The organism is Phormidesmis priestleyi ULC007 (assembly GCF_003003695.1).
Classification (GTDB): Bacteria; Cyanobacteriota; Cyanobacteriia; order Leptolyngbyales; family Leptolyngbyaceae; genus Phormidesmis_A; species Phormidesmis_A priestleyi_A.
In genome coordinates, this window is sequence record NZ_PVWG01000061.1 from 1 (window position 1) to 22,105 (window position 22,105).

A 22,105-nucleotide genomic window follows, 5' to 3' on the forward strand; every position below is an offset into this window, starting at 1 on the left:
GGTCATGAGTTTGTGTCTCTGGTGATGGGTTCATTAGATCGTGTTTTGACCTCTGACACAAACTAATTTACACTCCCCGCCAACTAACTCTACGATGACTGCTCGATCGCCAACATTCGTGATGGGTGCCCTTGCCCAACTTCAGCCAGCACAGCGCATAGTTGTCTAGCGACTCAAGACTCTCTTCCCGTCTGAACGCCCGACATCTCATCTGGGATATCTTCAGCCAAGAGAGTCGTGAGCAACTCATCGCTTAAAGACGAGAGCACCGCCAATCGATTTGCTTGCCTTTCAAGACTCTTCTCAAACAGATTGCGAACGAGTCTCGCGTTGCCAAAAGTCTTATCTCGATTTTCATACAGATCTGCAAACAACTTTTGCAGTTTTTCACCTGCACCAGGAGCCAGTTTAAAATGACTTTTGCTGGCCATTTTTTCAAAGATAGCGAGCAACTCTTCTGGCTTGTAATGATTGAAATAAAAATAGCGATTGAAGCGCGATTCTAAACCCGGATTTGACTCAATAAATGTGGTCATTTCATCGGTGTAACCTGCCACAATCACGACTAAGCGATCGCGATGATCTTCCATGCGTTTCAGCAAGACATCGATCGCTTCTTGTCCAAAATCACGCCCCGATTCTCCGGGCACCAGAGCATAAGCCTCGTCAATAAACAGCACGCCGTTGAGCGCTGACTTGACGAGATCATCGACTTGTTTGGCGGTTTGACCCACATATCCCGCGACCATGCCAGAGCGATCGGTTTCGACCAAATGCCCTTGGCTGAGAAATCCTAGCCCGTGATAAATGCGACCCATCAATCGAGCGACAGTGGTCTTTCCGGTTCCCGGCGGCCCGCAAAATACAGCGTGAAGAGAAACCGTTGTTTTTGCCAAACCTCGCTGCGATCGAATCTTTTGAACTTTGAGAAAATTGGTCAGCGTCTTCACCTCTTCTTTGATGTTGCTCATCCCTATCAGGTCGTTAAGTTCGGCGAGTGCCTCTTCTAAAACGCGATCGAGATCGGCTGAATCAGATGTTTGAGTCGGAGTCAGACCTTCTCGATAGCTGGCTAACTTGCGGTAAGAGTGGAGCCGCTGCCAAACTAAAGAGAGTGCCTCCAAGTCTTGCAAAGTGACCGTGCCGTCGGCTTTAACGATCGCTTGAGCAAATTTATAAATCGCGTTGGTTGCATCACCGAGATAGTTAGTTCCCTTTTCTTCATCCAGTCGGTTCAAAATTGACGGCAACTCAAAGGAGTCAGATGGCTGAGTTTGAGTCAGGTCTAAGATAATTTGCAGCGTTAACTTCTGATATTTGAGGCGCTCTTCGGGTGACTCATCCCATCGGTTGAGGGCTGCATCGAGCTTTTCGGCATCTTGTTTGATTAGGGCGTAAGTGACCAGATATGCCAGCAGTTCTGCCGCGCTCACCTTGCCACTGCTGCGCCCACATAGCTGAATCAGCTTGGCTAAATCGACCAAAATCACATCCGCAAACGCTGCATTGACTTTTAAGAGCGGCGCTAGAGATTTATAGAGCAGATTTGCTTCTTGTTTGAGTAGCCTGGAATTCATAAATAGTTTAAGTGCGGTTCCCAGAGGGTCTGATTAGCGGGGTTGCCTCGCACGATCGAGCCAAGCGATCGACGAATTCCATTTCAGCCACGATATCGGGAATTTGACCGGATCGCAACTTTGGATAGTGGATTGTAGACCCGTTAGAAGCAAAAATTACCCTCTGCATTCTCGATCAGGCATAGACCTCGGATTTCTTTAAGAAATCCGAGGTCTGATATCGGCAAATTTTCATGTCTGTCTATTTATCAGGACGATCGCCCCATTCAGTCGCCCGGTTTTTCAGACCTGAAGTTAAGCACCGCTCAAGTCTTGGCCGCTAAACTGTGAGAGGGTTCTTACGATTAGGAGGGTTGTCAATGCGGCGATTTAATCTTTCAAATGTAGTGATCGAGTCCCGTCCCTGGTTCGTCGTTTGCGTCCTTCTCAGCGGACTGATGGCTTCGTCTACAAATGCCGCACCGGCCGCAACCTGTCAGGCTCCCGCGCTGTCTCGTGTCGTTCGTCACAAAGTGGTGGCTGGCGAAACCCTTGAAGGAATTGCCCGTAAATATAATCTGATTCCCGCGACGCTGATGGGCATGAACCCGGTGTTAAGAACTGGAAAGGCTCCGATCGGGGCAAATATTCTCGTGCCTCCTTACAATGGTATCCGTGCCGAAGTTGCGGCTGGGCAAAGCTGGCGAACGGTGGCGGCTCGTTATAAAGTGCGCCCCGATGTGTTGTTTGAGATTAACGGCTGTCAGCCTGCACCCAAAGTGGTATTTGTGCCTGGGGTCAATTGGTCGCCATTAGATGGACAGCCTACTCAAGCCAATTCAAGCGGTTTGTCGGGCTATCCGCTCTCTGCTAAAGCCAGCGTTGTTCTGGGCTATGGTTGGTATCTGCCGACCGGACGCAATCAGCCCGTGTTTCACACTGGCATGGATCTGGTGGCAACAGTTGGCGCACCCGTTTTAGCGATCGCCGATGGCACGATCGCTTTTGCAGGTCAGCAAGGTGCCTATGGAAAGTTAGTGGTGATTAACCATCAGCAGGGCTATCAAACTCGCTATGCTCAGTTGGGCACTATCAAAGTCAAAACAGGACAAACGGTGAAACGAGGAGCCACGATCGCGACGGTTGGCAAAACAGGCACACCGAGTTCTAGTACCCCACATTTGCATTTTGAAGTGCGATCGAATTCTAAACTGGGTTGGGTGGCAGAAGACCCTCAGCCAATTTTGCAACGAAATCGGTAATGACAAACACATCTCTGTCCGGCGATAGAGGAAAGAAGCTTCTAAAGGTAGACAGAGCGACTGATGGTTGCCCCTTAGAATTTTCTCAGGTGAGAGATCACCCTTCAAAAGAGTGATTTGACTAAAGTATTTAAACTTTCATTTAGATTGTGTTAGAGGTTGAGTAATGGATCACTTGCGCGTCCTAATTATTGAAGATCATGACCTGACCCGGATTGGCTTAAGATCAGCGCTTCAGCAGCGAGAAGGCGTTGAAGTTGTGGGCGAAGCTAGAGATGCCAAAACTGGGTTGAGCCTGCTGCGGTCGGTGCCGTCAGATGTAGCGATCGTCGATGTGGGGTTGCCTGACATGACTGGCATCGAACTCACCCAACAATTCAAACGGTTTCAGCGCGCTGGAGAAGCCACCGAAACCAAGATCTTGATCATGACCATGCAGGATCATGAAGACACCGTTTTGGCAGCGTTTGCGGCGGGTGCCGACTCCTACTGCATGAAAAATGCCACGATCGACCAGTTGATTGAGGCGTTAAAAATCACCGCAGAAGGAAACGCCTGGATCGATCCAGCGATCGCTCGTGTCGTGCTGCAACAGTCTCAAAAAACTTATGCGAATGCAGGCGCGAATCCTACGTCCAACACGATCGCTATTAATGGATTATCCGAAAAAGATGGTAACTTTATTCCCGCTTATCCACTAACAGGAAGAGAGTTAGAAGTCTTAGCGCTAATCGTCGATGGATGCAGCAATGCTGAGATTTCTGCAAAGTTATATATCACTGTGGGCACGGTTAAAACTCACGTTCGCAACATTCTTAATAAGCTGGGAGCCGACGATCGGACTCAAGTTGCAGTACGGGCTTTGCGAACTGGGCTAATCCGATGATCAGGATTGTGGATTTGGATTAGATAATATTGGTTATTTGCAATGCTAGTTTCGTAAGCGATCGAGTTCTTTTTGCATGTCCGCTCTCAGTTCTTCGGCTTGGTGATAGAGGTGCGATCGCGCTGTCTCATTCTGCGAAAGTGAATGCTTCCAGGAATGCTGAATCGGCTGTAAGTAATAGCGCAGTCGCGTTCTCACTGCCCAAACTCCCATTGATGGAAACAGCAGAAACACGAGCAGCAACGGCGACACCGGAAGCAACGGCATTTTTAGCCAGCGAGCCAGCCGTTTGCTGTTAAAAGTCCAGGGATGCAGATATTCGTTGCCGAGGCAAATCACAGGCAAAATCGGCACCTGATGCTGAACGCTGAGACGAATAAAACTCGGATCAAACGTGGCTAAATCGTAGCGATCGCGCCATCCTTTGACCAAACCTCGCCAGCTTTCGGGCGCATAGAGCAGCACGGTTTGTTTTTGTGAGATAGCGTGTTCAAAGCTCTCTTTTTCTGCCCTAACCGCGCCCAACGTCTGCGCCCAGCCGCGTGGCACCCACCACACCAGCCAAGGATGATCGAAAAAGATTGAATGCGCGACGGGTTGCACATACCAGCCTTTTTTTTGGCTTAAGAGAACGCCCAAACACAAAAAATCCCACGGGAAACACATGCCCGCGTGGTTGAGCGCCACGATCGCTGGAGGTGCATCAGGCAAGTTTTCTAGCTGGTGCAACTCTGCTTGAAAAAATCGGGTGGCGATCGGCGTTAAAATCTCGTCTCGGAACACTTGCTGATAGTGCGGGTCAGGCTCACTAGATTGCGATCGAGGCGATCGACCTCCTAGCCTTAGCCACCGAATTAGCAATGCTAAATAAAATCCGCCAGGAATCAGAAACAGCAGATATTCCAACCAGTTCCAGCCATCGGGGTCGGGTTTGTAGTGTTGCCAATGGCGATTAAACAAAATCAGCCAACCGGGAGGATACCAAAGGCAAACCCAATCAAACCAACCAAACTGATAGGACTCATCTGTCTTATTCACAGCAAGACTCAGCGATTCACAGCTAACTCTATTTGTACCAATTTCAACCACAATTGCGATCGAACGATCGTGAGAGGGCACGGCATGCCATGCCCCTACGATACCCCGCGCTTGCGCTGTACGAATCTGTCACATTCGCAAATCATTTTAAGATACGAGTTCTGCTTGCTTTTCGGGCTGCGGCTCTTCGGGCGGCAAGCCCAATACTTGGCGATAGAGCTTGACATATTCGATCGCCGATTTTTCCCAGCTAAAGTTTTCTTTCATGCCGCGTTGCTGAAGCTCTTGCCACTGAGGTTTAAACCGAAACGCCTCCCACGCGCGCACCAGACAGGTGTACAGATCGAGCGGTTCATAGCGATCGAAGCAATAACCCGTCCCGGCATGGTTCATCGGGTCATGATGCGTCACTGTATCGACTAAGCCACCTGTGCGGCGCACGATCGGCACACAGCCATAGCGCAACGCCAACAGTTGGCTGATGCCACAGGGTTCAAACCGCGATGGCATCAAAAAGGTGTCTGCCCCGGCATAAATGCGTCGTGCTAGGGCATCGTTATAGAGCAGATAGACGGCCATGCGTCCGGGATATCGACCTGCCAATTGCCACATCTGCGTTTCATAATAGCGATCGCCCGTTCCTAATAAAATGAATTGAGCATCGCTATAAGCCATGAAGCGATCGAGCATTTGAATCACTAGATCTAATCCTTTTTGCTCGACTAATCGCGATACCATTCCTAAGACCAACGCTTTTGAGTTGACTTCTAAGCCGACTTCTTCTTGAAGCGCAATTTTGTTTTTAAGGCGCTGATCGATTGTTTCGATCGTAAAGGGCTGCGCTAAACTTTTATCCACCGCCGGATCATACGCTTCGATGTCAATGCCGTTGAGAATGCCTGACAGTTTGCCCCCGATAAATGACAGCAATCCTTCTAGGGTTTCGCCATAGGCAGGCGTTTTAATCTGCTCTGCGTAAGTGGGTGACACGGTGTTGACCCGATCGGCAAACTGCACTGCCGCCGCCATCACGTTATGACCTTGCATATACCACGGGCACCAGGTCATTTTCTCCAACTTCCAGCGCCACGGCCCCTGATAAGCCAGGTTGTGAATGGTGAACACAGTAGAAATATCGGGATCTTGGTGCATCCACACTGGAATCATCCCCGTGTGCCAGTCGTGACAATGCACAATCTCAGGCTTCCAATAATTCCAGCAAAACTCGGCTGCGCCGTTAGAGAAGAATGTAAACCGCCACTCTTCATCGTCTCCGCCATAAACGCGACGCGGGTCAAACACTGGGTGCCCAAACAAATAAAGGGGAACGTCAGAATCGGGCAACACCGTTTCGTAAACCGCGAACTGATTAAACATCGCGCTGCCCTTCCAAATCGGGTCGGCGGGAATGTCGATTTTGTCTGGCAAAAACCCATAGTAGGGCATAAAAATTCGCACATCGTGCCCCATTTCTCTGAGCACTTTGGGCAAGGCACCGACCACATCTCCCATGCCACCGACTTTAGCGATCGGCGCAGCTTCGGCCGCAACTATCAAAATTCGCATCTTAGCTCTCGTGTCCCCTTTGAGTAGTCAGCACTGTGATCATACCGATTAAGGGGCACGGTTCAACGGGTTGGAGCGATCGCAAATTTGAGCACCTGCCTTCTCGTCTGTGACAGAATGAAAGCACCCATCGCAAGCCAGGTTTTATGGTGAAACGTTCCTTAGTCTCAACTCTACGGTTAGAGAACGGCGATCGACTGACTCGCGGTGAGTTTGAGCGCCGATATGCAGCCACCCCTGAGAAGTTTAAAGCAGAATTGATTGAAGGAGTCGTTTACGTGGCATCTCCAGTTCGAGTCAGAAATCACGGTAGACCTCACGACTACATCATGGGCTGGTTGGGTGCTTATGTTGCAGCAACCCCAAAAGTCGATATTGCAGACAACTCAACTGTCAGACTAGATCTAGACAAGGAGATTTAGCGACTGTTTTAACCGAGTTGCAGAAAGGATTAGCACCATCAGAACATGGGGAATTTGTCGATCGATTAAGCAGAAAGTAGAAAATAAATCGTTTTCTATTCTCTCCCTTCGTACCATTCTTGACCGCCGGACAAGCTAGCTAGGCGACGATTAACCACCGCAGGAAGTTCTTTTGTTGAATGCTGATAGGTCAAATTAAGTAATCTTTGGGCAGTCAGAATTAATAAAGCTCGATCGACTCGTTCACTCACCTGAATCGGGTTAAATCGTCCGTTCAAGACTTCAATGCTGGCAGGGGCAATCGCTGCTTCGATCGCTTCCTCCAAAAACGGTTCCCACTCATCAGCTTTGATGTAATGAGATGTTTTATTGTCTTTAAGGTTGAGTTTTTTGATTTGTAGAATTGAATCTGAGATCGAAGCAACCCAAGAATTTGTTAATCGTTCTTCAAGCTGATTTTTAATGAGATGAACAAGCATCCTGACGAGAAACGATTCAATATTTCGCAGGATGGCTTGTTTACTCATTCCTTCTAGTTCATCAACCAGCAGCAGCGCATCATCGTAACGACCTTCTAAGATGCTTGATCTCAAATCAATTAATTCTTGAGTCATCTTAAATGTCCTCACCAATTTGTGCTTAATGAACTCTGTTTAGCGTTACCGAACGGCGGCAGAAATCTCGTCTAAGATTTGTTTTGCGCCCTGCTCGACAAGTTGATGAGCCAGTTGAGTGCCCAACGCTTCAGCCTCGATCGCGGCTCCCGAAACTTCACCTTTGACGACCTTTTGACCGTCTACACTCGCAACAATTCCTGTCAGCGTCAGTGTGTCGCCCTTGAGAACGGTGTTGACCCCGATCGGCACCTGACATCCGCCTTCGAGTTCTCTCAAAAACGCTCGTTCTGCATAGCAGCGATAAGCGGTCGGCTGGTGTTCTAACGCTTTAATCACTGAGAGAATTTCGGCATCATCGCTGCGGCACTCAATGCCCAAAGCACCTTGCCCAACCGCATGAAGTGAGATCTCAGCCGGGATGACTTGATGCACGCGATCGCCCAACCCTAACCGCTCTAAACCTGCCACCGCCAAAATCAGCGCATCATATTCGCCTGCGTCTAATTTTGCGAGACGAGTAATCACATTGCCGCGCACATCTTTAAACGCAAAGTGCGGGAAGTGATGACGAAGCTGTGCCAACCGTCTGAGCGAAGAAGTTCCGATCACGGCACCTTCTGGCAGCGTATCGAGTTGCTTGCCTTTGTGTTTTTCGTGTACCACTAGTGCATCGGCGGGATTTTCGCGATCGGTAACACACCCCAGCATCAACCCTTCTGGCAACCGCGTCGGCAAATCTTTGAGCGAGTGAACTGCAAAATCAATGTCTTGATTCAGCATCCCAACTTCTAATTCTTTGGTAAACAGCCCTTTGTCGCCAATCTTTGCTAATGCCACATCCAGGATCTTGTCACCCTGAGTGCTCATTGTGTGAACTTCAAAAGTGTGATCGGGAAATGCCTTCTGCAACTCTGCCTGCACCCAATGGGTTTGCACAAGCGCAAGCTGACTTTTGCGAGAACCGATGCGGATAGTGCGGCTAGAAACGGGGGATGTGGTGAGAGACATATCAACGAGTATGTGAAACTGGCTTTGATGGTGACTCTTTCCACCTTACCGCAGTGCGTCGCCCCGATCGGCAGCGTCTAGCGATCGCAATGATTACAGATAATTAAGCTGGGGCAGTTTGATTTTCGTTAACTTATGTCGAGTCAAGTAACATGATCGATGATTTCTTATTACTGCCTATCCCTGCTTGATCGTTGAAGTCTTGTCCCCTAGCACTGAAGCCTACGATCGCGGTGGAAAATTTGCCCTCTACCGCCGCATGGAAAGTTTGCAAGAGGATGTTTTGGTTGGGTCTGCAACCAAGACCGTTGATGTCTTTCGGCGGAGTCAATCGGGAGTATGGACATTTATTCTCTACGGCGAAGGCGATGACATTGAGCTAACGAGTGTGGGTTTGACGATTCCGATCGAGGTGATCTATGAAGATGTGTTGCTGGTGCAACCTGAAACCCAATCCTCTTTCAAATGACGGTGATTGAGGTTGATTTAGGTGCTGAATCCAGGGAGGAACCGTCAAATCCGCCCTCACCCTAGCTCTCTCCCAAAAGGCGAGGGAACAAGAGAGTTCTGGCTCCCTTCTTCTTGAGGAAAAGAGTTGGCGAGGGCTTCGCCCCACTTCGTGAGGAGGACAATTTATACTTTTATTAAGCAACGCCGAAATCTGATTGGTCAAAGCAAAGGAGTTAGGGATGTTGGTCAAGGATTTTTTTGAACGTATCTATGTGATCAATCTACCTGAGCGAGTCGATCGTCGCAAAGACATAATACGAGAACTGAATAAAGCGGAGCTACCGCTGACTCCCAATAAAATTGAAATTTTCTCTGCCACTCGTCCAGAGAGTGCAGAAAGATTTCCTAGCATTCCAGTTCGAGGCTGTTTTTTAAGTCATCTCGCAATCTTAAAACAGGCAAAGCGAGAGGGTTTAGCAAACGTTTTGGTGATAGAAGATGACCTGACGATCGCAAAGAAATTTGTGCCCAACCAGGCAGCGATCGTTGAGCAGTTGACGCAATCTGATTGGGGATTTGTCTATCTCGGACACACGGCGGAAGTTTCTAAAGACACGCCTATCAAGCTGCAACCCTTTCCGGCTGATGAGTGGATATTAACGACTCATTTTTATGGCGTGAACAGCACAATTTTCGATCGCCTGATCGATTTTCTGGAAGAGGTGCAGCAGCGTCCGGCTGATCATCCTCAAGGCGGAGCCACTTATCCTGATTGGGCATATAGCTACTTTCGCGCTCAAAACCCCGATGTGTTGACGTTGATTGCAGCACCCAATTTGGGATGGCAACGTAGTTCTCGCAGCGACCTGCATGGAACGGCTTGGTTTGACACTACGCCAGTGGTCAGAGATCTGGCTGGGGTCGCCCGAAGGGGCAAGATTTGGTTAAGAAACCTGCAAGACAAGTCTTAAACTATTCGGGTTCATTAAACTGATCTGCGGAAGGTGGTTGGTCTTCTGGTTTGGTTAAGGCTTTGTGCGCCGATCGCGTCAGTTGTCTAATTGCCTCCAAGTCAGGCGATGTTGGAGAATTTTCTAGGTTCGTCACCTCTAGCCACAGCAAATATTCAATGTTTCCGGCTGGCCCTAAAAGCGGTGACCAGGTGAGTCCTCGATAGCGCCAGCCGAGTGCTTGAGCGGCTTGCAAAACTTGAAAGATTGCGCCTGCCTGATCTTTGGTGTCGCGGACTACGCCTTTTTTGCCGACGCGATCGCGCCCGACTTCAAACTGGGGTTTGACGAGCAGCAAAACTTCACGCGGATCTTGCAGCAGCTTCCACATAGCGGGCAGCACTTTTGTGAGCGAGATGAACGACACATCGACCACGCCCAAATCGGGATAGGGCTGATCGGGTTGATATAAGTCTTCTGGGGTGAGGTTCCGCAGGTTGGTTCGCTCTCGCAAAATGACGCGGGGATCTTGTCTGAGCTTCCAGGCGACTTGCCCGTAGCCGACATCAATGCCATAAACCAGTTTCGCACCCGCTTGCAGCAGACAATCTGTAAAGCCTCCGGTTGAGATGCCGCCATCGAGACAGATGCGATCGCTCACTTTAATTTCAAAAATTTGCAGCGCTTTGACTAGCTTTTCGCCGCCGCGAGAGACATAGGGCGATTTTTGTTTGATTTGAATCTCGGCGCTGATGTTGACTTCGGTGCCGGGTTTGTCGATCAGTTGGCGATCGACCCTGACTTCTCCGGCTTGGATCAGGCGTTGGGCCTGTTGGCGAGAGTCACAGAGGGCACGGTCTACCAGTAGAGTGTCGAGGCGCTGCTTCAAGAGTTTTGAGTTTTAAAGTTTGAGGGCTGCGTAGTCATGATAGCGGGGACGGTTACGGTTCAGAACACGATCATAAGCTTCTAGGTTTTCTGCATCCAGTTCTGCTGTATTGGACATTAGATCAGGTTCCTATCGGTTAAAAGCTCAACCACGATCGGATGTACGTCATACCAAGTTTTGCGATTGCGATATCCCAAAACGTGCAGCCCGTGCAACAAGTCTAAGAATTCTTTTTGTGTCGAATCGTCAGGCATTAATTTTGTAGCTGCAAACTAAATGCTTCTAATACTTCGCTCATCAGGAATGTGCTATCGACATTATCCTCGCCTTCCTGATCTAGCATATCTTAATGATTTATCCCTTATCTCCTTATGCTTCATGGTTTCATTCCACCCGATCGCTTCTTTCCCTATCTCACTTGGACAGATATTCAGGCAATGCCTGACAAAGAAAATGTCGTGATTGTGCAGCCGATCGGAGCGATCGAACAACATGGACCTCACTTACCGTTGGTGGTCGATGCCGCGATTAGTGTCGCTGTCTTGGGAAAAGCGTTTAGCCAGTTGGATGCCAGCATCCCCGCCTATGCACTGCCGTCGCTGGATTATGGCAAGTCAAACGAGCATTGGCACTTTCCCGGCACGATTACGCTCAGTGCTCAAACGATGTTAGCCGTGTTGATGGAGGTTGCAGAAAGCGTCTATCGATCGGGCTTTCGCAAACTGGTGTTGATGAATTCTCACGGAGGACAGCCGCAAATTATTGAAATTGCAGCACGAGATTTGCACCAAAAATATGAGGATTTTATCGTGTTTCCGCTCTTTACCTGGAAGGTGCCGAACTTGCCGATCGAGTTAATCACCCCCAAAGAATTAGCGATCGGTATTCACGCGGGAGATGCTGAAACCAGTCTGCTGCTGTCAATTCTGCCCGATCAGGTAAAAATGGATCGGGCGGTGGCTGAATATCCACTCAATGAGCCACGAGACGGATTGTTAAGCATGGAAGGGGCACTACCCTTTGCTTGGACGACGCGAGATTTGAGCAAGAGTGGTGTGTTAGGCGATCCCCTGCCTGCCACTAAAGAAAAGGGCGATCGCCTGCTCGAAGCGCTTGCCAACGGTTGGGTTGATGTGATTAAAGAAGTTTATACGTTTCGTCAACCAAAAGCATGGGATTAATAATCCATGAACTCGATAAAGCTTTTCGCTACGGTTGCAAATCCGGGCTGCCCCCTAAATCCCCCAAGTCTGGGGGACTTCATGCCCAAAATTAAGGTTCAAAGTCCCCCAAAATTGGGGGATTTAGGGGGCTGAAGCGCTGAATAACGAAGTGAGGGAACTCATCGAACTGACATTAATGACGATCGCTTACAAATCATCTAGGTTTGTAACAAGCGAGATTTTTTATTTGTGAATCTGATTAAAATCGGGAGTTATACACTCGTGCGCTTCGCTTATCCCATTTTTGGAGAAATCACATGGCAGAACTCACTTGTATGGTTCCGATTCCGACCACGCTACAAGAAATCGATGAAGCGGTTAGAAAGTTTCAAGTGAGCGATTTGGACGGCTCTGACCTTTATTGTCAGTGGCAAGCCATTCGCGATGCGTCTCTAGAGCAGTTGGCGATCGAAACCGACAAAAACCCTGTGGCGGGTGGAGACAGCTATTAAAAAGGGATGGTTGTAGGGGCAATCCCCCCGTGGTTGCCCTCCGTCAGGGGTAGGCACGGGGGCACTACCCCTACAGCTATTTCATTCTCATTCTGCAACGCCCAAACTTTCTAGCTTGGAACCTGACTTTCTCTAGTCGTTGTGCTGGAATCTAAATGAGGCTCTGAGAGTTCAGGGGGCAGCCCACGCACTGAAAACCTTGGCTTTGGCATCGCTTGCGGTTTGCCCATGCCATAGGTGATCGCATAAGCGTGGGACAATAACCACAGCCACAGCGCCGGGAAACGCGGCTCTAGCCAGGGCTGCGATCGATGCAAAACTCCAGGAAACCAGCCTGCAAAAATCCAGCTTAACAGCGCATTTAACCCAAAGTTGAAGTAGCTGCCGAGCCATCGAATCAGGTCTTTTGCGCCTGCCATTTCCCAGATCCACAGCAGCAGTGCTGGGTTTTTCACAGCCGCAATGATCGCCATCTGGTTAAACCGCAGCCAGGTGACTCGATCTTTGATAAACGCTTCTGCAATGTCAGGGGGCTGGGTGGCTAACACATCAAAAAAGGTGTTGAGCATCGCATTCACCTGCTGAGGCGGCAGAGACTTGCCAGTCGGCACCATCATGCCTTTTGAGAATAGCCAGGTGACGGCAACATTGCTTTGATAAGCGCGAATGCGATCGAGATGTCGAGCCTTTAACAAATCGTGCTTGAGGGCAGTGTCAAGCAAATGAGTCATGCGGGAGAGGTTTCTCACTAGCGAACCAAAGCCCGTGAAGACGAGCGGTGATTGCAGCGACGCAGCATCACCGATCGCCATTAACCGATCAAACGCCACCTGACGATCGTGATCGTTAACGCTAAAGTGACCCGGAATGTAGCCAAAGGTCGGCTTGCTCCACACGAGTTTCTCCATCTCGCATCGGCGATATTCAGGCACGATCGTAAAGAAATCCTCATACATTTCTAGCAGTGAGCTGGGGTTGTCGGGATGCACTTCGTGATAGTGAAACAGATAAAAAGTTAAATCTTTGCCTTCACCCGGAAATAGCTCCCAAATAAGCTGTCGTCCTCGTGATATGTCGCCGTGACTGTTGAGCACATCGCCAAATTGAGCATCCCAGACTCCTGGCTCAAACCCGTCGCTGATCACCGCTCCGACCGTCGGACAGACACTATCAAAAGCGCGTCCTCCATTGAGTTGCCACGCGATCGGAGAAGCCGTTCCCATCGCATCAATCAGCAAGCGCCCTGTGACCTGTTTTTGGCTCTGGGAAGGTAAATGTTGAGTCTGGATTGTGACGCGATCGAGGCTGATGTCGGCTCGCAGAAACTCGGTTTCTTCCCAAATTTCGCCGCCACACTCGCGCAACTTCTCGCCGCAGATCTTCAGCAGTTTATCGGAGTCGATCGCGATATTCAAAACCGTTGGCGTGTGCAGCACCCGCGCTTTTGCCTGCGGTGGATTGTTGGCATCAAAGAACTTATGGAACCCATCGATGTATTCTCTGGCAATGACTCGATCGAACTCCGCCGGAGTAAACAACTCTAAATCAATCAAACTTTGAAACTCGCTGCGCGAAATATTCCATTCGCGATTCATCCGTCCGAAGGGCAAACGCTCGATTAGCAGCACCCGATAGCCCAACCGAGCCATCACAGCCGCATGAATCGTGCCGAGAGCGCCCCCGACATAGATCAGGTCGTAGGCGGGAGGCGTTAGGGATTTGGCACTGGGAATTTTGGACTTGGGCGTTTCCGGGTTTTGAAAAACGACTTGTCTGGGCTGTTGAGGATTTTTCACACCTTCCCGCCAGCGCTGTTCCCACCAATAGACGCGAGTCAGGTCATATTCCCCGTTGGGCATTTTCTGAAAATAGTGGACGGTTTGAGGATAGGCATCTGCCAATGCTTCAAAGATCGTCTGAGTTGAGAGATCAATTTGGGCAGGTGCCGGGTAGTTTTGCGGAAAGTGTGTTCTAATCGCTTGGGTCAGGTGCCGCACAAAAGATTTTTCGTGAGGCAGCGATCGCGATGCCCAGCGAAACACTTTTAAATAAGTCGTGCGCTGAAGCGTCCAAATAAAAACCGAGAGTTCTTCAAAGTTCTCAGATTTAGGAGCCGATTGATTAGCAGTTCTCACATTTTGCGAAGGCAGCCGCAGTCGAAAACCTGCTGCTGTCGGTACTTTCTCCCCAATTTCTGGCTGATACTCCTGCTGAAGCCAGTGCATCACCTGCTCTGTTTTTGGGGTAGGAACCTCTAAATAAAGAATCTCTTTCATTTGGGGGATCTAAACTCCGATAGATTTACTGAGGGAGAAGGGCTTGACAGGGGATCAAAATACGATAGACTCCTGAATACCAAACATTCTAAAGAAACTTTACAACTCTCTCATAATTGACTGCGACTACAGCGCCATATAACTCTGCCATGAACTATCCTATTCCAGCGAATCCCCAAGAAATCGCTGCACTTCGACAAAAACCTGTGAATGAAGAACTAATTGTTGCCGCGATCGCAGAGGTTGTCCAACTGGCACGAGCAAAAGGACAGTCTCTAAACGAGTTGCTGTCAGAGATTTTGGCAGATGACAGCTTGCTAGAGCAGGCGCAACGACGCTGGCTGAGTGAGATCGTGGCGCAAGCGTGGCAGGGGCTACCCTAAAAAGGACGAAAGAATCATATAAAGTCTAGAGTTCTCGTATATGAGAGGCGAGAGCAGAGACAGCATGAAATTGACAGACAGGAATCAGGTTCTGGGCATTGATCTGGGGGGAACCGCAATCAAACTGGGGCGGTTTAAAGCGGATGGCGTTTGTTTACAATCTTTAACGGTGCCAACGCCTCAACCTGCAACGCCAGAGGCAGTGTTAGCAGCAATAGTGGCGGCGATCGCGCAGGTCGATCCTAATCATGAGAGCCGAGCGATCGGAGTTGGAACGCCTGGTCCTGCTGACGCTAATGGGCGAATTGCCAGAGTAGCGATTAATTTGGCGGGTTGGCAAGAGGTGCCGCTTGCCGATTGGCTTGAAGCCAAAACCGGACGCATAACAGTGCTGGCAAACGATGCCAACTGTGCAGGTGTGGGCGAGGCTTGGCTAGGGGCAGGGCAAGGCTTACGCGACTTAATCTTGCTGACGCTGGGCACTGGGGTTGGTGGCGCAATCATCATCAACGGCAGTCTGTTTGTCGGACGAGACGGCTCTGCTGGAGAATTAGGCTTGATTGCCCTTAACCCGACGGATGACGCGCCTCTCTGTAATAGTGGCAATCGTGGCTCACTCGAACAGTATGCGGCGATCGCGGCGATTCGTCGACGCACTGGGCTAGAGCCTGACCAACTCGGCAAACTCGCCCAAGCCGGAGAACCCAACGCGTTAGAGTTTTGGCGACTCTATGGGCGAGACTTAGGAATCGGGCTAAGTAGTCTGATTTATGTGTTGACCCCAGAAGCGATCGTGATCGGCGGCGGCATCAGTGCCAGTGCAGAATTTTTCTTTCCGGCGATCTGGTCAGAGATCGATCAGCGAGTGTTGCCTAGCTCTCGTCAAGGCTTGCAGCTTTTGCCCGCAAAACTAGGAAACCAGGCAGGCATCGTCGGCGCGGCGAAGTTAGCGTTAGAGCGGAGGCAGTTGGACTGAATTCTAAAACCTGAAACCTTTTATTCCTCTAAGCGGTGTCCGGTGGTTTGCTCGATATAGTTCAAAATCATTCGATAAGTGTCGGGGTCTTTTTGTTGGTTGACGACGATCGTGATGCTTTCATCAGACAGACTAAATGCGACCCGACCCGTTGAGGTCTGGTAAAAGGCGGCGATCCGGTCTAAGTCAATGATATAAAGAGCGCGATCGAAGGTTAGCTTGATCCAAAAAGCCACAAAGTTCCCCCATAGTCTGCTCTTTCAGCATTCCAGATCTGTTGCAATTCTTCAAACAAATCTTGCCACCCACAGCAGCGCTAGAGCACCTAGCGCTAACCAGTCAAGTCGCTTAAGGTGCAACTGGTGCCACTCAACGCGATGCCGATCGGGGCTAGTAAACCCTCGCACTTTCATCGCGCTAGCAATCTGTTCTGCCCGCAGCAGCAGATTTTCTAAGAGCCGCTCTGCAACCAACATCCAAACCTGCACACTGCGCCGAAGTCCAAGTTTTTTCCAGTTAATCGCGCGGGTTCTCACCGATCGCACCAAGTTCTGAAATTCTTCTAGCACAAGGGGAATAAAGCGCAGGGAGAGCGTCAACGTCAACGCGATTTCGGTCACAGGCACTCCAAATCGGCGCAGGGGACTCATCAAATCTTCAAGCCCGGCGGTGATTTCTTCAGGAGCCGTTGTCAGAAGATATAAGTTTGTGCTGTAGAGCAAGGTAAATAAGAGTGTGCTGACCCGAATTGCTAGATCGAGCGATCGCCGCGTTACGGTGAGCGGACCTCGCTTCAGCAAAATGTAGCGATAAGTCGTCGGTTGGGGCAGATCGGGACGCTTGAGCGCCTCAACTGCCCCGTCTTGAGTACCAGGCTTTTTGCCAAAATTAAACGGGTTATACCAGACAGGCGGCGCAACAGGTGCAGATACTACATTTGACTGCTGAACAAACGCTAATTCGTTTTCGGGCAATCGGGATTGGTGATTGGCATTTAAGCCGTCTGGAGCGATCGAGACTAATGAAAACACATACAGCGAGAGCAGCGCCAGCCAGCCGATCTGCTGCTTCCACACACGCAGAGGAATCATCGCTGACACCGTGATCAGCACTAAAAGAATCACCAAAAAGATTCGCCACTCTGGGCTTGCCAGCAGCGGAGTGGCTAAAAAGCTCATTAGCCACGCCAGTTTGACGCGGGGATCAAGCCGATGTAGCCAGGTGATGGGTTGTTCTAAATAGAGACCGAGGGGCAGCGATCGCAGTAAATCCATTCGATTTTGGGCTGAGGGATTTTGGGCGGTTGAGATTCGCCAAACTCTAAACCTTAGACCTTAGTTCTCACTTTAATCGCTCGGTTGACGCTGCCGCGTTCCATTTCGCGCACTTTTTTGCCGCGCCACAAGAGCCGCACCGGGGTGCCTTTAAATCCGAGCGATTGACGGAACTGCCGCTCGACATAGCGCCGATAGCCTTCGTTAAACAGGGTAGGGTCGTTGACAAATAGCGCGATCGTCGGGGGGCGGGTGCTGACCTGGGTGCCGTAGTAGATTCTGCCTTGGCGACCTTGGCGCGTGGTGGGCGGCGAGTGCCATCGGGCTGCGTCTTCGAGTACTTCGTTAATCACAGAGGTGGTGACTCGGCGCTGGTGCTGCTCGGCGGCAATATCAATCAGGTCAAAAATCTTCTCAACTCGCTGACCTTTTTCGGCACTGATAAAAATGGTTTCTGCCCATTCGAGAAAGTGCAAGCGATCGCCGATCAGCTTTTCATATTCATAAATGGTGGTCGAGTCTTTCTCGATCGCGTCCCATTTGTTGACGACGATCACACAGCCGCGACCTTCATCGGCAATTCGCCCTGCCAATTTTTGGTCTTGTTCGGTGACTCCATCCACCGCGTCTAGCACAAATAGCACGACATCGGAGCGATCGATCGCTTTGAAGGCGCGGTTGATGCCAAAAAATTCGGGCCCATATTCGACGTTCTTTTTCTTGCGAATTCCGGCGGTGTCAATGAGGCGATAGGGTTTGTCTCCGCGCTCGACGACCATATCGATCGCGTCTCGTGTGGTGCCAGAAATTGGACTGACGATCGAGCGCTTCTCTCCCACAAAGGCGTTGAGTAAGCTAGATTTGCCGACGTTAGGACGGCCGACGATCGCGACGCGGGTTTCTTGAACGTCTTCGATCAGGCTGGTGTCAGGTAAGTGAGTCAGCAGTGCGTCCATCAATTCGCCAGTGCCGCTGCCGTGAATGCCAGACACCGGGAAGGGTTCGCCGATGCCCAAACTCCAAAACTCGGCAGCCTGGGTCAGACCATCTTCTACCGATTCACATTTGTTGACTGCCAGCAAAACCGGAACGGGCTGTTGACGCAGCCATCGAGCAATTTCTTCGTCGGCGGTGGTCAGGCCTTCTTTGCCATCGACGATAAAAATAGCCGCGCTTGACTCTGCCAAAGCCGCTAATGCTTGTTCACGAATTAGGGGCAAAAACTCGGTGTCGTCATCAAACACTAATCCGCCTGTGTCAACCACCAAAAAATCTCGATCGCCCCAAAAGGCAGGTTTGTAGGTGCGATCGCGGGTTACGCCGGGTTCATCAAAGACGATCGCGTCTTGCAGCTTTGAGAAGCGGTTGACGAGGGTTGACTTGCCCACGTTGGGACGACCAATAATAGCAACAATGGGCAAGGACATAAGCAAAATTGAGGGATGAGGGGATTGAGCAAAACGGGCTGAGGAGGGTCAGTCTTAAATTTTCGTCAGCATCCTATTCTAACGACTTTAAATAAAAGTTTGCCGATCGATTTGTTGAGCGTTTTCAGAGTAGGTTGAATTGCACGTTGCGTTCACTTTAGGATCGTGAATTAAATCATATCGGTTACTTGCAACGATAACGGGCACGGCAGTGCCATGCCCCTACACAAATTATTTTGTTTGCTGATCATGGATGTCATTTTGCCTTGGCACTGGCGATCGCTGCCGCTCAACCAAAAAACGGGTTCAGAAGTCTTTGCAGTGTTGTTTAAATCAAGCGACGGGACGATCGCGACTTTGCTAGAAAGTCCTTATCTGGCATCGTCGGATGGTTCGTTGACGAGATATTCGCTGTGTGCGGGTGTGCCGCGTGTGGTGGCAGGAAAGCCGCAACTGTGGACTCCTGAGATCGGTGAAATTTTGCCTTTTCTGCAACAGTTGCTCGATCGTCCAAATCTTCAGTCTGATCTCGTTCCTGACTCGCTGCCCTTTAAAGGAGGCTGGCTGGGCTGGCTGGGCTATGATTTGGCGTGGGAAATTGAGCGACTGCCTTATCTCAAGTCTGATTTGTTGCCCTTTCCGATCGCTTATTGGTATGAGCCTGAATGCTTTGCGGTCTTAGATCATCAGCAACAAATTCTATGGATAGCGGCGACCGAGGTTGGTCAACTCGATCGGATGCAAGAAAAATTAGCAATGCCTTTAGCCGATCGAGAATCGCTAGTCCTAACCGAGAATTTAGCCCCAAAACCTGTCGCGTTTCACCTGTCGCAAATCGATTATGAAGCTGCTATTTTGAAGGCTAAAAAACACATTCAAGCTGGGGATATTTTTCAAGCCAATCTGTCTCTAAGATTTGAAACGCAAACCTCCGTCGATAGCTGGTCAATTTATCAGGCATTGCAGCAGATCAATCCTTCTCCGTTTGCCAGCTATTGGCAAACTCCTTGGGGCGCGGTGATTAGCTGTTCGCCTGAGCGATTGGTGAAATTGCAGGAGCAACACGCTGAGACTCGCCCGATCGCAGGCACCCACGCTAGAGGAATCAACCCTGATCAAGATCGCCAATTTGCCCAAGACCTGCTCAACAACGCCAAAGAACAAGCAGAACACATCATGCTAGTAGACTTAGAGCGCAATGATTTAGGACGGGTGTGTGAATGGGGATCAGTCAGAGTCGATGAACTGCTGACGATCGAGCGCTATAGTCACGTAATGCACTTAGTTAGTAATGTGATCGGTACGCTAAAAACTCAATATACTGCTGTCGATTTGATTCGTGCCCTCTTTCCAGGAGGCACGATTACGGGGTGTCCTAAAGTGCGCTGTTTGGAAATTATTGAAGCACTAGAACCCGATCGCCGCAGCTTATTCTATGGGTCTTGCGGCTATCTAGATCTGCGAGGCAATTTGGATCTGAATATCCTGATTCGGACGCTGCTCTACGCTCCACAAGCCGACGGCACAAATCTCGTTTGGGGACAAGTTGGAGCGGGTATTGTAGCAGACAGCGACCCAGAGCGAGAATGGCACGAATCGCTGCACAAGGCACAAGCGCAACTCGCAGCCCTAAAACTTGCGATCGCAAACCAAGATAAGGTGTGAAAGGTTTGTTGTTCTTCCCCTGGATTTAAGACCCTCGCCCCCAACCCCTCTCCCGCAGGAGCTACGGTGTACACACAAGTCTTCTGATCCCGTCATCGCCGAGATCTTTGCCCCCTAAATCCCCCAGAATGGGGGACTTTGAGCCGAGACTCCAGTTTCAAAGTCCCCCAGAATGGGGGATTTAGGGGGCTGAAGCCGACTGAAACGGAGCGACGAACACCTTGTGTGTACACCGTAGCCTATAGGAGGAGCTAGAAATCTTGTTCCCTCTCCTGCGGGAGAGAGCTAGGGTGAGGGCAGTTCGGAGCATCTGTCCAGCTAGATACTGATCTGTTAATGTCTGACCTCTCTCACCCGATCGATATTCTGATTCTCTCTAATGGCCCTGGAGAACTCGCGACCTGGGTCAAGCCTGTGGTGCGATCGCTGCGGCAAATTTTAGGCGACGATCGTGCCCTGGTTCGCATTTCTGTAGTGCTTTCGCCGTGCCCTAATGCGAGTGGGCAAGAGGCTGATATCGCTCTGAGCTATCCAGAAGTCGATCGAGTGCAGGCGGCAAAGGCTTTCTACCCCTTTTTGCTGCGGGGTAAAACTCTTGATCATTGGGACTGGCGCGATCGCGGTGTGGTGCTTTTTTTAGGCGGCGATCAATTCTTTTCGGTGATTCTCGGCAAGCGGTTGGGCTATCGCACGGTCACTTACGCAGAATGGGAAGCCCGATGGCATCGCTGGATCGATCGCTTTGGCGTGATGCGTTCGGAAATCGTTGATCGTGCCCCTAAACAACAGATTCAAAAACTGACGATCGTCGGCGATTTGATGGCAGAAGTTGCCCACTACCGAGAGAAAGAGCCATCCAATGTTCAACAGTCTGAAGAATTGATCGGGCTGCTTCCAGGTTCTAAACCTGCCAAACTCGCGCAAGGGGTGCCATTTTTGTTAGCTGTTGCTGAATTGATTTGGCACGATCGTCCGCAGGCTCGGTTTGTGATTCCGGTTGCGCCCACTTTAGATCTACAAACCCTAGCTCGATTTGCAGATCCGCAACAAAATCCAATTTTGCCTCTGGTTGATGGGGTCAGCGCTCAATTAGTGTTACCGACTTCCGCAACAGAACGCGCTTATTTAGAGACGCAGAGCGGGTTGCGCGTCCAGCTTTGTCAAAATCAGACCGAACGAATTCCGGTTTATTCGCTGCTGTCGCGGTGTGACTTGTGTTTGACGACGATCGGAGCCAACACTGCCGAGTTAGGTGCGTTAGCGGTGCCGATGATTGTGGTGGTGCCCACGCAGCAACTCGATGCGATGCGCGCTTGGGATGGCATTCCGGGGCTGCTGTCCAACTTGCCAGGGGTTGGGTCAAGTGTGGCGAAGCTGATTAACTGGCTTTATTTGCAGCGTGTCGGGTTGTTGGCATGGCCCAATAAGTGGGCAAATGAAGAAATTGTTCCTGAACTTGTGGGGCGGCTCCAGCCCAAAGTCGTGGCAGACCTTGCTCTAGATTTTCTCAATCACCCTGAAAAACTGCAACAAATGCGTGACAAACTTCGCAGTGTTCGGGGAGAGCCGGGAGCCGCAAACAAGTTAGCGCAAATTGTGCGAGAAGAATTAGAAAAGTTTGATTGCAAAACCTAAAAAAACGTCAGTTCGACGAGTTTTTTCGCTTCGTTGTCAGCGGCTTCTGCCCCGTAAATTCCCCATTCTGGGGCAGGGCTGATCTATTGAAAGAAGGAAAATAGTTTCTGGACATCGTGCGCCAAGAATCGCAGCCCTCTGGTGATCGAA

The 22,105-nt window shown here is 50.2% G+C and carries 22 protein-coding genes; 11 read left to right on the top strand and 11 right to left on the bottom strand.

Annotated features, from left to right (window positions below; translation table 11 throughout):
• Positions 1-173 precede the first annotated feature (173 nt).
• Positions 174-1,577 carry an AAA family ATPase gene (locus tag C7B65_RS28550; protein WP_073075091.1) on the bottom strand — a complete coding sequence of 468 codons (1,404 nt, stop codon included), beginning with the start codon at positions 1,575-1,577 and terminating at the stop codon, positions 174-176.
• Between the two features lie 359 nt (positions 1,578-1,936).
• Here C7B65_RS28550 and C7B65_RS24405 point away from each other — a divergent pair, with 359 nt between their 5' ends.
• Both C7B65_RS24405 and C7B65_RS24410 read left to right on the top strand, forming a co-directional pair.
• Positions 1,937-2,818 (top strand): LysM peptidoglycan-binding domain-containing M23 family metallopeptidase, encoded by an 882-nt coding sequence (locus C7B65_RS24405; RefSeq protein WP_073075092.1) that lies wholly within the window; start codon positions 1,937-1,939, stop codon positions 2,816-2,818.
• 166 nt (positions 2,819-2,984) lie between these two features.
• On the top strand, positions 2,985-3,704 hold the full coding sequence (locus tag C7B65_RS24410) for a response regulator (RefSeq protein ID WP_073075093.1): 720 nt from the start codon (positions 2,985-2,987) through the stop codon (positions 3,702-3,704).
• A gap of 45 nt (positions 3,705-3,749) precedes the next feature.
• Here C7B65_RS24410 and C7B65_RS24415 read toward each other — a convergent pair whose 3' ends face one another.
• Both C7B65_RS24415 and glgA read right to left on the bottom strand, forming a co-directional pair.
• Positions 3,750-4,742 (bottom strand): 1-acyl-sn-glycerol-3-phosphate acyltransferase, encoded by a 993-nt coding sequence (locus C7B65_RS24415; RefSeq protein ID WP_223257513.1) that lies wholly within the window; start codon positions 4,740-4,742, stop codon positions 3,750-3,752.
• Between the two features lie 147 nt (positions 4,743-4,889).
• Complete coding sequence (gene glgA / locus C7B65_RS24420; protein ID WP_073075094.1) at positions 4,890-6,308, bottom strand: glycogen synthase GlgA; 1,419 nt, start codon at positions 6,306-6,308, stop codon at positions 4,890-4,892.
• A 146-nt stretch (positions 6,309-6,454) separates the two neighbouring features.
• On the opposite strand from glgA, the gene C7B65_RS24425 reads away from it, so the two are divergent.
• On the top strand, positions 6,455-6,730 hold the full coding sequence (locus tag C7B65_RS24425) for a PDDEXK family nuclease (protein WP_073075095.1): 276 nt from the start codon (positions 6,455-6,457) through the stop codon (positions 6,728-6,730).
• 95 nt (positions 6,731-6,825) lie between these two features.
• On the opposite strand, the gene C7B65_RS24430 is transcribed toward C7B65_RS24425, so the two are convergent.
• Both C7B65_RS24430 and hemC read right to left on the bottom strand, forming a co-directional pair.
• Positions 6,826-7,344, bottom strand: a complete 519-nt coding sequence (locus tag C7B65_RS24430) for a DUF29 family protein (RefSeq protein ID WP_073075096.1) — start codon at positions 7,342-7,344, stop codon at positions 6,826-6,828.
• Positions 7,345-7,389: 45 nt separating this feature from the next.
• A complete protein-coding gene (hemC, locus tag C7B65_RS24435; RefSeq protein WP_073075097.1) occupies positions 7,390-8,355 on the bottom strand; it encodes a hydroxymethylbilane synthase in 966 nt (321 codons plus the stop codon).
• Between the two features lie 187 nt (positions 8,356-8,542).
• Between hemC and C7B65_RS24440 the strand changes: the two genes are divergently transcribed.
• Together C7B65_RS24440 and C7B65_RS24445 are read left to right on the top strand one after the other, a co-directional pair.
• On the top strand, positions 8,543-8,824 hold the full coding sequence (locus C7B65_RS24440) for a Uma2 family endonuclease (RefSeq protein ID WP_223257514.1): 282 nt from the start codon (positions 8,543-8,545) through the stop codon (positions 8,822-8,824).
• A 220-nt stretch (positions 8,825-9,044) separates the two neighbouring features.
• On the top strand, positions 9,045-9,776 hold the full coding sequence (locus tag C7B65_RS24445; protein WP_073075098.1) for a glycosyltransferase family 25 protein: 732 nt from the start codon (positions 9,045-9,047) through the stop codon (positions 9,774-9,776).
• A 1-nt stretch (position 9,777) separates the two neighbouring features.
• On the opposite strand, the gene C7B65_RS24450 is transcribed toward C7B65_RS24445, so the two are convergent.
• On the bottom strand, positions 9,778-10,644 hold the full coding sequence (locus C7B65_RS24450; protein ID WP_073075099.1) for a TlyA family RNA methyltransferase: 867 nt from the start codon (positions 10,642-10,644) through the stop codon (positions 9,778-9,780).
• A 116-nt stretch (positions 10,645-10,760) separates the two neighbouring features.
• Entirely contained in the window at positions 10,761-10,898 is a 138-nt protein-coding gene (locus C7B65_RS24455; RefSeq protein WP_181314495.1) for a hypothetical protein, read from the bottom strand.
• Between the two features lie 117 nt (positions 10,899-11,015).
• Between C7B65_RS24455 and C7B65_RS24460 the strand changes: the two genes are divergently transcribed.
• Positions 11,016-11,825: a creatininase family protein gene (locus C7B65_RS24460; protein WP_073075100.1), complete on the top strand. Its 810-nt coding sequence runs from the start codon at positions 11,016-11,018 to the stop codon at positions 11,823-11,825.
• A gap of 299 nt (positions 11,826-12,124) precedes the next feature.
• On the top strand, positions 12,125-12,319 hold the full coding sequence (locus C7B65_RS24465; RefSeq protein WP_073075101.1) for a hypothetical protein: 195 nt from the start codon (positions 12,125-12,127) through the stop codon (positions 12,317-12,319).
• A 110-nt stretch (positions 12,320-12,429) separates the two neighbouring features.
• Here C7B65_RS24465 and C7B65_RS24470 read toward each other — a convergent pair whose 3' ends face one another.
• The gene (locus tag C7B65_RS24470) at positions 12,430-14,595 is read right to left on the bottom strand and encodes an NAD(P)/FAD-dependent oxidoreductase (protein ID WP_073075102.1); all 2,166 of its coding nucleotides are present in this window, start codon (positions 14,593-14,595) and stop codon (positions 12,430-12,432) included.
• A gap of 149 nt (positions 14,596-14,744) precedes the next feature.
• Between C7B65_RS24470 and C7B65_RS24475 the strand changes: the two genes are divergently transcribed.
• Both C7B65_RS24475 and C7B65_RS24480 read left to right on the top strand, forming a co-directional pair.
• On the top strand, positions 14,745-14,978 hold the full coding sequence (locus C7B65_RS24475) for a hypothetical protein (protein WP_073075103.1): 234 nt from the start codon (positions 14,745-14,747) through the stop codon (positions 14,976-14,978).
• A gap of 64 nt (positions 14,979-15,042) precedes the next feature.
• The gene (locus tag C7B65_RS24480) at positions 15,043-15,954 is read left to right on the top strand and encodes an ROK family protein (protein WP_073075104.1); all 912 of its coding nucleotides are present in this window, start codon (positions 15,043-15,045) and stop codon (positions 15,952-15,954) included.
• 20 nt (positions 15,955-15,974) lie between these two features.
• On the opposite strand, the gene C7B65_RS24485 is transcribed toward C7B65_RS24480, so the two are convergent.
• From C7B65_RS24485 to der, 3 genes are read right to left on the bottom strand one after another with little or no spacing between them, the layout of a single operon-like run.
• On the bottom strand, positions 15,975-16,190 hold the full coding sequence (locus tag C7B65_RS24485) for a hypothetical protein (RefSeq protein WP_073075105.1): 216 nt from the start codon (positions 16,188-16,190) through the stop codon (positions 15,975-15,977).
• A 51-nt stretch (positions 16,191-16,241) separates the two neighbouring features.
• Positions 16,242-17,228: an energy-coupling factor transporter transmembrane component T family protein gene (locus C7B65_RS24490; protein WP_073075106.1), complete on the bottom strand. Its 987-nt coding sequence runs from the start codon at positions 17,226-17,228 to the stop codon at positions 16,242-16,244.
• 53 nt (positions 17,229-17,281) lie between these two features.
• Positions 17,282-18,655 carry a ribosome biogenesis GTPase Der gene (gene der / locus C7B65_RS24495; RefSeq protein WP_106254181.1) on the bottom strand — a complete coding sequence of 458 codons (1,374 nt, stop codon included), beginning with the start codon at positions 18,653-18,655 and terminating at the stop codon, positions 17,282-17,284.
• Between the two features lie 216 nt (positions 18,656-18,871).
• Between der and C7B65_RS24500 the strand changes: the two genes are divergently transcribed.
• Both C7B65_RS24500 and C7B65_RS24505 read left to right on the top strand, forming a co-directional pair.
• A complete protein-coding gene (locus tag C7B65_RS24500) occupies positions 18,872-20,320 on the top strand; it encodes an anthranilate synthase component I (RefSeq protein WP_223257515.1) in 1,449 nt (482 codons plus the stop codon).
• A gap of 336 nt (positions 20,321-20,656) precedes the next feature.
• Positions 20,657-21,955, top strand: a complete 1,299-nt coding sequence (locus C7B65_RS24505; protein ID WP_073075109.1) for a glycosyltransferase family protein — start codon at positions 20,657-20,659, stop codon at positions 21,953-21,955.
• Positions 21,956-22,105: the final 150 nt, after the last annotated feature.